This is a genomic window from Ancylobacter sp. (assembly GCF_965229075.1).
Classification (GTDB): Bacteria; Pseudomonadota; Alphaproteobacteria; order Rhizobiales; family Xanthobacteraceae; genus Ancylobacter.
The window spans coordinates 377972-389900 of record NZ_CBDDIO010000001.1; the positions used below are offsets into that span (position 1 = coordinate 377972).

The 11929-nt window shown below is 70.3% G+C and carries 10 protein-coding genes; 8 read left to right on the plus strand and 2 right to left on the minus strand.

The genetic code is table 11. From position 1 onward, the window contains the following. The first annotated feature begins 268 nt into the window (after positions 1-268). The 4 genes from ACO07Z_RS02035 (at position 269) to ACO07Z_RS02050 (ending at position 4313) form a co-directional block, all read left to right on the plus strand. Positions 269-1654 (plus strand): class II 3-deoxy-7-phosphoheptulonate synthase, encoded by a 1386-nt coding sequence (locus ACO07Z_RS02035; protein WP_421697182.1) that lies wholly within the window; start codon positions 269-271, stop codon positions 1652-1654. Positions 1655-1737: 83 nt separating this feature from the next. Then, positions 1738-2523: an alpha/beta hydrolase gene (locus ACO07Z_RS02040; protein ID WP_421697183.1), complete on the plus strand. Its 786-nt coding sequence runs from the start codon at positions 1738-1740 to the stop codon at positions 2521-2523. 130 nt (positions 2524-2653) lie between these two features. Continuing rightward, on the plus strand, positions 2654-3472 hold the full coding sequence (locus ACO07Z_RS02045; RefSeq protein WP_421697184.1) for an alpha/beta hydrolase: 819 nt from the start codon (positions 2654-2656) through the stop codon (positions 3470-3472). Further along, entirely contained in the window at positions 3462-4313 is an 852-nt protein-coding gene (locus ACO07Z_RS02050) for an alpha/beta hydrolase (RefSeq protein ID WP_421697185.1), read from the plus strand. The genes ACO07Z_RS02045 and ACO07Z_RS02050 overlap by 11 nt, the downstream gene beginning before the upstream one ends. A gap of 3 nt (positions 4314-4316) precedes the next feature. Here ACO07Z_RS02050 and ACO07Z_RS02055 read toward each other — a convergent pair whose 3' ends face one another. Further along, positions 4317-5330, minus strand: a complete 1014-nt coding sequence (locus ACO07Z_RS02055) for a zinc-binding alcohol dehydrogenase family protein (RefSeq protein ID WP_421697186.1) — start codon at positions 5328-5330, stop codon at positions 4317-4319. Positions 5331-5524: 194 nt separating this feature from the next. Between ACO07Z_RS02055 and ACO07Z_RS02060 the strand changes: the two genes are divergently transcribed. From ACO07Z_RS02060 to ACO07Z_RS02070, 3 genes are all read left to right on the plus strand, one after another. Continuing rightward, positions 5525-5887, plus strand: a complete 363-nt coding sequence (locus ACO07Z_RS02060) for a winged helix-turn-helix transcriptional regulator (protein ID WP_421697187.1) — start codon at positions 5525-5527, stop codon at positions 5885-5887. A 131-nt stretch (positions 5888-6018) separates the two neighbouring features. Beyond that, entirely contained in the window at positions 6019-8028 is a 2010-nt protein-coding gene (locus ACO07Z_RS02065) for a rhamnan synthesis F family protein (RefSeq protein WP_421697188.1), read from the plus strand. 66 nt (positions 8029-8094) lie between these two features. Then, on the plus strand, positions 8095-9471 hold the full coding sequence (locus ACO07Z_RS02070; RefSeq protein WP_421697189.1) for a nitrilase-related carbon-nitrogen hydrolase: 1377 nt from the start codon (positions 8095-8097) through the stop codon (positions 9469-9471). Positions 9472-9490: 19 nt separating this feature from the next. On the opposite strand, the gene ACO07Z_RS02075 is transcribed toward ACO07Z_RS02070, so the two are convergent. Further along, positions 9491-10411, minus strand: coding sequence for an AEC family transporter (locus ACO07Z_RS02075; RefSeq protein ID WP_421697190.1), 921 nt, complete (start codon positions 10409-10411; stop codon positions 9491-9493). 147 nt (positions 10412-10558) lie between these two features. Between ACO07Z_RS02075 and ACO07Z_RS02080 the strand changes: the two genes are divergently transcribed. After that, positions 10559-11920, plus strand: a complete 1362-nt coding sequence (locus ACO07Z_RS02080; protein WP_421697191.1) for a glutamate--tRNA ligase — start codon at positions 10559-10561, stop codon at positions 11918-11920. Positions 11921-11929: the final 9 nt, after the last annotated feature.

Here is an 11929-nt window from a genome sequence, read left to right on the forward strand (position 1 = left end):
GACGACCCCTCATCCCCGGGGCTTGACCCGGGGACCCAGCCACGATGCCGGGCGGCGCGACGCCTGGGTGGCCGGGTCAAGCCCGGCCATGAGGGAAGGGGGCTTCGGTGGCCGCGAAGCGACGGTACGGGGAGGGGCATGCGCAAGGGCGCGCGGGGGCATGTCTGCCCTTGCGGCGGCGCACTGGCGCGGCGGCGAGGCTTGGGTGTATAAGGCCGGCCTTTCCGCCGGGAAGAGCCCGGTGTGTGTGGAGCTTGTGGAGGCCGTCATGTCTGATCGCTGGACGCCGGATAGCTGGAGGGCACTGCCCGTTCAGCAGGTGCCGGAATATCCGGACGCCGCCGCTTTGGCGGCGGTGGAGCGTCAGCTGGCCTCGTTTCCGCCGCTGGTTTTCGCCGGTGAGGCGCGGCGCCTGAAGCGCGAGCTGGCCAAGGTCGCCAATGGCGAGGCCTTCCTGCTGCAGGGCGGCGACTGCGCCGAGAGCTTCGCCGAGCATTCGGCCGACAACATCCGCGATTTCTTCCGCGTCTTCCTGCAGATGGCGGTGGTGCTGACCTATGCCGGCGCCTCCCCCGTGGTGAAGGTCGGGCGCATTGCCGGCCAGTTCGCCAAGCCGCGCTCGGCGCCGATGGAAACCGTGAACGGGGTGGAACTGCCCTCCTATCGCGGCGACATCGTCAACGACATCGAGTTCACGCCGGAAGCGCGCATCCCCGATCCGCGCCGCCAGCTGGAAGCGTACCGCCAGTCGGCGGCGACGCTGAACCTGCTGCGCGCCTTCGCCAATGGCGGCTATGCCAGCCTCGGCAACGCGCATCAGTGGATGCTCGGCTTCATCAAGGATAGCCCGCAGTCCGGCCGCTACCAGGCGCTCGCCGACCGCATCACCGAAGCGCTCGACTTCATGCGCGCCATCGGCATCGACCCGGAGCACCATCCGGAGATGCGCTCGACCGAGTTCTTCACCTCGCATGAGGCGCTGCTGCTCGGCTTCGAGGAAGCGCTGACGCGGGTGGATTCGACCACGGGCGACTGGTACGCGACCTCCGGCCACATGATCTGGATCGGCGACCGCACCCGCCAGGCTGACCACGCGCATATGGAATATTGCCGTGGCGTGAAGAACCCGCTCGGGCTGAAGTGCGGCCCGTCGCTGAAGCCGGACGATATGCTCCGGCTCATCGACACGCTGAACCCGCAGAACGAGGCCGGCCGCCTCACGCTGATCGCCCGCTTCGGCGCCGACAAGGTGGGCGACCACCTGCCGGCTCTGGTGCGCGCGGTGAAGCGCGAGGGCCGCACCGTGGTGTGGTCCTGCGACCCGATGCACGGCAACACCATCAAGGCGGGCTCGGGCTACAAGACCCGGCCGTTCGACCAGATCCTCAAGGAGGTGAAGGACTTCTTCGCCGTCCACGCGGCCGAAGGCACCTTCGCCGGCGGCGTGCATCTGGAAATGACCGGCAAGAACGTCACCGAATGCACCGGCGGCGCGCGCGCGATCTCGGATGCGGACCTCAAGGACCGCTACCACACCTATTGCGACCCGCGCCTCAATGCCGAGCAGGCCATCGAAATGGCCTTCCTCGTCGCCGAGCTGCTGAAGCAGGAACGTTCGAACCGGGTGCGCCCGGTGATCGAGGCCGCCGAATAGGCCGGCGCCGCCCCGCGCGGGCGGGCGTCCGGAAAGCAACGCACCGCGGTCTCCGGGCCGCGGTGTTTTCGTGAGGAGGATGCGTGTCGCAGCCTGAGACCGCACGGCATGTCCTGCTTGAAACCGAGAATGTGCGTGTCGTCCGCACCGGCGGCACCCGCAACGATGTGGTGTTCGTCACCTTCGAGCCGCATGTGCTCGACAAGAACCCCGAGCGCCAGGCCTTCGCCGAGAAGTTCCTGCGCGACAATGGCTTTCCCGCCTACCACTTCTTCGCCAACGATAATTTCTGGTTCCAGTACCCGGAAATGGAAGAGGTGCTGGCCAAGGTGCGGGCCGATATCGCCCCCGGCACCGCGATCGTCGCCTATGCCGTGAGCATGGGCGCCTATGCCGCCATCCGCTTCGCCGGACGGCTCGGGGTGACGCGCATCCTCGCCTTCTCGCCGCAATACAGCATCGATCCGACGAAAGTGCCGTGGGACAGCCGCTGGGATCGGCTGTTCGACCGCCCGCGCCAGATCCTGTGGGAGCATTTGATGGCCCCGCGCGGCGTGCCGATCTATCTGTTCTACGACCCGCACAACCGCGACCGCCGGCATGTGCGGCTCTATGCGCGCGAGGCCGATGTGGTGCCGGTGCGGGTGCCCTATGTCGGCCATGGCTCGATCACCGCCGTGATGCAGAGCGGCCTGCTCGCCAAGGCGGTGCTCGCCGTCGGCGAAAACCGCTTCGACGCGGCCGGCTTCCAGCGGGAACTCGCCGCGCAGCTCGACCGCTCGCCGCTCTACCGCGAGAAGCGGGCGCTGAAGCGCCGGCGGTTCCACCGCCGCCTCATCGCCGACATCATCGATCGCTTCGGCCTCTGACGCCGCACCGCGCCGGCGGGCTCAGACATAATCGCGCAACCTTCGGAAATTGTGATTGTCCGCGGGCGGCGCCTCTGGCTAGTTTGCCCTCGCATGAAGGGGCCCCTGCTGGCGGCCCAGCGAGGCAGGCGTGCGTGAGCTCATCTTCGAGAGCGAGAACCTAACGGTCGTCAAGGTTCCCGGCGAACAGGGCGACACGGTCTTCGTCACCTTCGAATCGATGCGGGCGGATTGGCCCGAGGGCCGCAAGGGCTTCGGCGAGGTGTTTTTCGCCAAGCGCGCCCACACGGCCTATCATTTCCTGCCCTCCGGCAATTGCTGGTATCAATATCCGGAAATGTCCGAGGCGCTGGCGCGGGTGCGGGCCGATGTTCCGCCGGGCACGCGCATCATCTCCTATGGCATGAGCATGGGCGGCTATGCCGCCTACCGCTTCTCCGCGCCGCTCGGCGCCGATGTAGTGATCGCCTTCTCGCCGCAATACAGCATCGACCGCTGGCGCGTGTGGTGGGAGCGGCGCTGGCGCTCGCAGAGCCGCTCCGTCATCTGGGACCGGCAGAAGCCGCGCGCCGAGGCGGTGAAGTACGTCTTCTACGACCCGTTGAACCAGGACCGGCGCCATATCCGCGCCATGCGGCGGGAGGCGCCGCTGGAACTGGTGCGCATCTATTTCAGCGGCCATGCCTCCATCGCCTATGTCAATGAATGCGGCCTGCTGGAATCGGTGGTGATGGACATCGCCGAGGGCTGCTTCGACGCGACCGGCTTCGAGCGGCGCATCTGGCAGCGGCGGCAGGTGTCGGAGACCTATGCCAAAATCCGCCAGCGCAAGCGCACGGGTCTTTTCCGCCGGCTGCGTTACCTCGTGATCGAGCATCTGCTCGAACGCCGGCTCGGCAGCGGCCGGGGGTCCGAGCCGGCGGGGCTGACCCCCGACCGTGCGCGCTGAGGGCGGCGCGGTGCGGCAGGTCGTGTTCCAGTCCGACAATCTTGAGGTCGTGAAGGTGCCGGGGCGCGGCGACGGCCCGGTCTTCGTCACCTTCGAGCCGATGCTGGAGGCGCGCGCCCCGGACCGGCGCGGCTTTGGCGAAGCCTTCTTCGCCAAGCGCGGCATCACCGCCTATCACGTGCTGTGCCGGGGCAATGACTGGTACCACTACCGGGAGATGCAGCCGGCCCTCGCGGCGCTGCGGGCGGACATCGCGCCGGGGGCGCGGGTGATCCTCTATGGCTCCAGCATGGGGGGCTATGCCGCGCTGCGCTTTTCCGGCTGGCTCGCCCCCGACACCATCGTCGCCTTCGCCCCGCAGGCGAGCGTCGATCCGGCGCGCGCGGGGTGGGAGAAGCGCTGGGCGCCGCAGACGCCGGCCCTGTTCTGGGACCGGCTGGCGCCGCACAGCCAGGCGACCTGCTATGTCGTCTACGATCCCTTCAACATGGATCGCCGCCATGTGGCGCTGCTGCGCCGCGAGGTGACGCTGGTCCCGCTGCACAGCCATTTCAGCGACCACCACGTCACCGAATATGTGCTGGAGAGCGGCCTGCTGGAATCGCTGCTTCTGGGCATCGCGCAGGGGACGTTCGATGCGCGCGCCTGGCAGGCCGAACTCTGGCGGCGGCGCGCCGCGATCTCCTATTACCGCACCCTGCGCCCGCGCAAATGCCGGGGCCTGCTGCGCCGCTGGCGCTATGGCCTCATCGAGCGCTGGCTCGATTTGCGCTATCGCCGCGGCGCCGGCGACCGCCCCCGGCCGGGCGTGCCGGCAGGGGCGGTGCCGCGCGGAGACTGAACCTCAGTCCCAGCCTTCCAGCACGATCTTGCCGATGGTGCTGCCGCTCTCGATGGCCGCATGGGCGCGCTTGAGGTTTTCCGCGTTGATCGTGCCGAACGCGGCGCCGGCCGTGGCGATGAGCGTGCCGGCATCGACGAGGCGCGACACCTCGGCAAGGATCTCGTGCTGGCGGATCATGTCGGGGGTGGCGAACAGCGAGCGGGTGAACATCAGCTCCCAGTGCAGCGACAGGCTCTTGGCCTTGAGCGGCAGCGCGTCGAGGCTGGCCGGGTCGTCGATGAGGGCGATGCGGCCCTGCGGACGCGCGGCCTTGACGATCTCGCCCCAGTGCCGGTCGGTCTGGGTCAGCGAATAGGTGTAGTCGATCGGCCCGAGACCCGCGGCGGCGATCTCCTCGCTGAGCGGGCGGGAATGATCGATCACTGCATGGGCGCCGAGCCGCTCCACCCAGGCGCGGCTTTCCGGCCGCGACGCAGTGCCGATGACAGTGAGGCGGGTGAGCTGGCGGGCGAGCTGCACCACCATGGAGCCGACGCCGCCGGCGGCGCCGACGACGAGCAGGCTCGCGCCTTCGCCCCCGTCCATCGGCACTTGCAGCCGGTCGAACAGCCCTTCCCAGGCGGTGAGCGCGGTGAGCGGCAGGGCGGCGGCCTCGGCGAAGCCGAGCGAGGCAGGCTTCGGCCCGACGAGGCGCTCATCGACGAGGTGCAGCTCGGCATTGGTGCCGGGGCGGTTGAGGTCGCCAGCGTAGAACACCGCGTTGCCGGGCCGGAACAGCGTCACCTCGGCGCCGACGGCCTCGACGATGCCGGCGGCGTCCCAGCCGAGGATGACCGGCGCCTCCGCGCTGCCCGCGCGGCGCCGGCGCACCTTGGTGTCGACGGGATTCACCGACACCGCCTTCACCCGCACCAGCAGGTCGTGCGGGCCGGGGGTCGGGGCGGCGGTCTCGAAATCGAACAGTGCCTGCGCCTCGGTGATGGGAAGCGAGGTGGTGTAGCCGATGGCCTTCATCTGAATTCTCCTGCGTCGCGCCGCCAGCCGGGCATGTGGGGTGGCGCGTGGGGTGACGATCTGTCACCAGATGTCGCGATGCGCGCGGCGGACGCAAGAACGCACGAGAATGTCGGCTGCTATCGAAAAGGATACGCCCTTTCCCCCGCGCCCTCGAAATCCTAGATTTGGCGCGCCCGGAGCGGAGACGGACGATGGCGAAGCGGCATCAGGATTATGCGTGCGGCGAGGGCTGCCCGGTGGAGGCGGCGCTGGAAATCATCGGCGCCAAATGGAAGGGCGGCATCGTGTATCACCTGCTGTCCGGCGAGGTGCGGTTCGCCGAACTCGGCCGGCGCATGCCCAATGTCACGCCGCGCATCCTTGCCAAGGCGCTGCGCGAGCTGGAGGCGGACGGGGTGATCGCCCGCACGGTCTATCCCACCGTTCCGCCGCAGGTCGGCTATCGGCTCACCGACGCGGGGGAGAGTCTGCGCCCCGCCATTCTGGCACTGCACCGCTGGGGCAGCCGGCGGCAAGGCGCCCGTGGCGCCACGCTGGCGGTCGCCGCCGAGTAAGTTTGGCGCCAAGGGTCTGGCCTTCCCCGGCCGCGCTCTTTAGAACCCCGCAAGCGCCGGGCGGCGCCGCGCTTCCCGCGGGAACGCCCGTTTGCCCCTTCCGCTGATCCGCATCGGCCCGCCGGAGTGTCATGACCCGTCCCGAGTCTTCCCTGCCGGAACAGGCCCTGCCGGCGACCGATGGTGTGTCCACCGACCGTCCGGCCAAGCGCGCGCGCTACTATATGCCCAAGCAGCGCAGCCCGCTGCGGCGCGCGATCACCGTTCACACCCAGAAAACCGGCCGGTGGCTGGGCCAGCTGCTGTTCGACGTGGAGGGGCGTCCGCGCGCCTTCCTGCGCGCGCTGCTGTTCGATGCCTATCAGCGCCCGCGCCCCGGGCTGGAAGGCGTGATCTTCAAGGAACCCGGACGGCCGCGTCGCCCCTTCGCCGGCTGGCTGACGCAGGCCGATGCGACGCTGGCCCCGCTCGCCGCCGGCTTCGCCTTTCCCCCGCCCGTCGCGGACCGGCGCACCGTGTTGGTGGTGGTCGAGAGCAGCGCCAAGTCCGCCGCGCCACTGCTGCGCGCGCTGGCGCGGGATCACGCCGTGGTGGTCGCCGTGCTGGATGGGGGCGAGGATGCGGGCGACAGCGGCGCGGTCGAGGTGCCGGTGGCGGTCGCCCGCTCCCGCGTGCCGCGCGCGGTGACGCTGGACGCGCTGGCCTATCGCGCCCGCGCGGAGCGGCCGCTCTTCGCCGTCACCGTGGGGCTTTCGACCATCGACGCCGCCGACGCGCTGGAACAGCGCAACATTCCGGTCGTCGCGGTGATCGGTGCGACGGAGAGCGAGAGGGCCGGGCCGCCGGCGCAGGACCCCGCGCTCGATCTCGCGATCGACCCCGTCCTCGGTCCGGCGCTGGAACGGGCGCTGGACCGGGCGAGCGCGCTGGTATTTCCCTCGCCGGCCGCGCGCGACGCGGCGCTGGCGGCCATGCCGCGCTTTGCCGCCCGGCGCCGGCTGGTGGCGGCCGAAGACCCGCTGGGGGGCGGCGTCGACGAGGTCGTCGTCATCGGCCGCGAGATCGGCGAGGAGCTGGACCGGGAAGTGGCGCTGGTGCTGGCGACCGAGCCGGAGCGGCTGGAAGTGCTCGACATTCCGCGCGAGAACGACCCGCCGGGCGATTTCACCGTGGTGGAGAAGCTGGAAGCGCGAATCGCCGACTGGCGGCGCAAGGCGCTGTTGAAGCGCCACCCCAACCGCCCGCCGCTGCGCCGGCCCTATTCCGGCTTCCACCCGCTGATCTATGCCGAGCATCACCCGGTCGCGTGCTTCGACCAGCGGCGCTACCCGCTCGCGCACTGGATTGAGCGCGGACGCCCGGCGGGACCGTGGGCGATTCCCGTCTTCGGGCCGCTGCCGGAGCCGCGCGCGAGCGGGCTGAGGAGCGCGCTGCACGGGCATTTCTTCTATCCCGATTTGCTGCCGGAGCTGCTGGAGCGCATCGCAGTGAATGCCGCGCGCCCCGACCTGTTCCTCACCACCGACACGCCGGCCAAGGCGGCGGAACTGAAGGCGCTCACAGCCACCTATCCCGCGCCGGTGCGGATCGACGTGGTGCCCAATGTCGGGCGCGATGTCGGGCCGTTCCTTACCGCGCTGCGCGATGCGCTGACGGGTGGCGGCTATGACGTGTTTCTGCATGTCCATGGCAAGAAGACCAAGGGAAGGCGCCGCGCCATTGGCGACCCGTGGCGCAACTTCCTGTGGGAGAACCTTATCGGCGGCGCCCATCCCATGCTCGACGCCGTGCTCGCCCATATGGAGGCGCAGCCGAGGGTCGGCCTCGTCTATCCCGAAGACACGCATCTGCTCGACTGGGCACGCAATGGTCGCATCGCCGAAGAGCTGCGCGCGGATCTGGACCTGACCGAGCCGCCCGGCACCTATGTCGATTTTCCCGTCGGCAACATGTTCGCCATCCGGCCGGCGGCGCTGGGGCCCTATCTCGCGCTCGGCCTCGACTGGGCGGATTATCCCGCCGAGCCGATTCCCGATGACGGCACGCTGATGCACGGGCTGGAGCGGCTGCTGCCGATGGCGGTACGCAAGGCCGGCTTCACCACGGCTGCGGTGCGGGTGCCGGGCACGGACTGGGACTGACGCGCGGAAACGCGGTACGGCCGGCGGCGATTGCCGCCGCCGCAGGGGAAGGCTACATCACGCCGCATGTCCAGCACGCTCTCCTCCGCGCCCGCCGACCAGCTGCTCATCGCCTTTGCCCAATTGAACCCCGTGGCCGGCGACATCGCCGGCAATGTGCGGCGCGTGCGCGAGGCGCGGGCGCTGGCGGGCGGGCAGGGGGCCGAACTGCTGGTGTTCCCCGAACTGTTCCTTTCCGGCGGCCTGCCCAAGGACCGCGCGGCGCCGGACGTCATTGCCGCCTGCCGGGGCGCGGTGGAGGAACTGGCACGCGACACCGGCGAGGACGGGCCGGCACTGGTGATCGGCGCGCCGTGGGTCGAAGGCGGCAAGCTCTACAATGCCGCTCTGCTGCTCGAAGGCGGCGCGGTGGCGGCGAGCCGCTTCAAGGTGGAACTGCCTGAGGACGGCGCTGAACGGGGCGTGTTCACCCCCGGCCCGATGCCGGGGCCGATGGCGTTTCGCGGCGTGCGGCTCGGCGTGCCGGTGGGCGACGACATCGCCGCACCCGACGTGGCCGAATGCCTGATGGAGACGGGCGCGGAAATCCTGCTGGTGCCGAGCGCCTCAGCTTATCACCGCGACGCACAGGACGCGCGGCTGAACCGCGTCGTGGCGCGGGTGGTGGAGAGCGGGCTGCCGCTGGCCTTCGTCAACGGGCTGGGCGGGCTGGGCGAGGCCGTGTTCGACGGCGGCTCCTTCGTGCTCAATGCCGACCGCGCGCTGGCGGTGCAGCTGCCGAACTTCCAGCAGCGGGTGCGCATCACCCGCTGGGAGCGCTGGGCCGATGGCTGGCGCTGCGAGGAGGGCGCGCGGGCCCCGCTGCTGGCCGGCGACGAGGCGGACTATGCCGCCGGCGTGCTCGGCTTGCGCGACCGGGTGGAAAAGAGCGCGGCGCGCGGGGCGGTGCTTGCCGTGTCCGACAGCCTTGATGACGCGCTTGCGCTGGTGATGGCGGTGGACGCGCTGGGGCCGGAGCGGGTGCGGGCGGTGGCGTTGTCGTTTGACGCGCCCGCGGCGGAAGCCCTCACCGACGTGGCGGACCTCGCCGGGGCGCTGGGCGTGCGCGTCGACCGCGTGCCGCTCGACCCGGCGGTGGCGGCGCTGGAGGCGCTGCTGACGCCGCTCGCCGGCCCTGCCGAGGCGGAGGCCGCCGCCGCGCTGGCGTCCGGCCTCCGCGACGCGCTGCTCAGCGCTCTGGCCGAACGACTCGGCGCGCAGCGGGTGACCGCCGACGGCGCCCTGCGCCACCTTGACCCCACCCGACGGCACGCTCTGGCCGCGCTGCGCACCCGCTGGAAGCCGGCCGGGGCGCTCGGCCCGGATGGGCCAGTTATCCCGACGCGACTGCTCGTCACGAATGACGCGAAACCGGCGGGGGCGGACGACCTGCCGTCCGCCTGATCGCTCACGGTGGCCCCGCTCACCCCGCGAAATGGCGGGCCAGCGCGGTCCACAGCGGCGCGGCGACGGCGAAGCCGATCACGCTGACGATCAGCGTCGAGGAGGCGAGGCCGACATAGGTCTGCTCGCGCCCGGCGATGACGATGCCGGAGAAGGCCGGCGGCAGCGCGGCGAGCAGCACCACCTGTTCGAGATGGGTGGGGCTGACGCCCGTCATCACCGCGAGGGCCAGCATCGAGGCCGGCATCAGCCCGACCTTGACCAGCGAATTCCACAGCACTTCGGTATTGAGCTGGAACTTGTGCGCCGACAGCACCAGCCCGGCCGCGAACACGGCGACGCCCGAGGTGGCGTGGCCGATCAGCGCCAGCGGCGCCTGGAAGAACTCGGGCATGCGCACGCCGGCCAGCACCAGCGCCACGGCAATCATCGGCGCCAGAACCACCGGCTCCTTCGCCGCCTTGACCAGTGCCGCCGCCGGCTTCGTGCCCTTGGGCGCGACGAAGAACATGCCGAGCGGCACGAGGATGACGTTCACCACCAGCGCGACGATGGCGACACTCAGTGCCGCCGTGCCGCCGAACAGCGGCGAGAGCACCGCCATGCCGAGAAAGCCCACGGTCGGCGCGCCGGCGCTGAGGCCGGCGATACCCGCTTCGCGGCGGTCATGGCCGAAGACGAACAGCGCCCCGGCAAAGGCGACGAAATACCAGAACAGCAGCACGATGACGGAGATCGTCAGCAGCCGCGTGTCGGAAAACAGCGCCTCGCGCGAGGAATTGGCGATGGAGACAAAGAGCAGCGCCGGCAGGCAGTAGGTGAGTACCAGATGATTGAAGCCGGAGGCCTGGGCCTGATCGAAGCTGGAGCGTTTTCCCGCGACATATCCAAGAGCGAGGACGAAGAAGATGGAGAAAATATCCTGGATGATCGGGGTCACGCGAAACTCCACTAATCAGCGCCGCAGCGCCTCATGCATATTGTCGACCAGCGCAATCTCTCATTTGCGGCTGCTGAGGTAAAGCTGTGCGGTACCGGCGCGTCTCGGCCGCTTGCTCCGGGGGGCCGTCCTCGGCGATAAGACGCCATGTCTGACACCGCTCCCGACACCCCGCCCGTCCTGCGCTTCGCGCCTTCGCCCACCGGCCTGCTGCATGTCGGCAACGCCCGGACGGCGCTCTACAATGCCCTCTATGCGCGGCAATGGGGCGGGACGTTCATCCTGCGCTATGACGATACCGATACCGCCCGCTCCACGGCGGAATTCGCCGACGCCATCGCCGAGGATGTCGCTTGGCTCGGCCTTTCCCCGGACCGGGTGGAGCACCAGTCGCGGCGGCTGGCGCGCTATGACGAGGCGGTGGCGCGGCTGAAGGCGCAGGGCCGGCTCTACCCCGCCTATGAGAGCGAGGAGGAACTGGAGGCGATGCGCCAGTCGCGGCGCCGGCGCGGGCTGCCGCCGGTCTATGACCGCGCGGCGATGAAGCTCACCGACGCCGAGCGCGCCGCGCGCGAAGCCGAGGGCCGCCGCCCGCACTGGCGCTTCCGTCTCGATGGCCGGCAGGTGGTGTGGGACGATCTGGCGCGTGGGCGGCAGGGCGTCGACACCGCCACCCTCTCGGACCCCGTGCTGGTGCGCGAGGATGGGTCCTATCTCTACACGCTGACCTCGGTGGTCGACGATATCGACATGGGCGTGACCCATGTGGTGCGCGGCGAGGATCACGTGACCAATACCGGCGTGCAGATCGAGATCATCGAGGCGCTGGGTGGGTTTGTGCCGCGCTTCGGGCACCACAATCTGCTCGTGCTGCCGAGCGGGGAGGGGCTGTCCAAGCGGCTCGGCCATCTCTCGCTGCGGGCGCTGCGGGCGGAAGGGGAAGAGGCGCTGGCGGTGGCGAGCCTCGCCGTGCTCACCGGCACCTCGCTGGCGGTGGAGCCGGTGGCCTCGCTCGACGCGCTGGCGGGCAAGATCGACTTCGCCAAGATTTCCCGCGCCCCGGCGCGCTTCGACCCGGCCGAGCTTTCCGCGCTCACCGCCGCGACGCTGCACCATCTGCCCTATGAGGCGGTGGCCGCGCGGCTGGAGGGGCTCGGCGTCGGCGGCGGCGAGGCGTTCTGGCTGGCGGTGCGCGGCAATCTCGCCCGCCTTTCCGAGGCCGCCGACTGGTGGCGCGTGGTCGAGGGGCCGCTGGCGCCGGTGACAGATCCGGAGGATGCCGATTTCCTCATTCAGGCGGCGGCGCTGCTGCCGGAGGAATGGGGCGGGGATGTCTATTCGCGCTGGATCGCCGCGTTGAAGCCGGCGAGCGGACGCACGGGGCGGGGCCTGTTCCACCCGCTGCGGCTCGCCCTCACCGGGCGCGAGAGCGGGCCGGAAATGAAGGCGCTGCTGCCGCTGATCGGCCGCGACAAGGCGGCGGCGCGGCTGCGGGGCGAGAGCGCCTAGGCCGGTTCG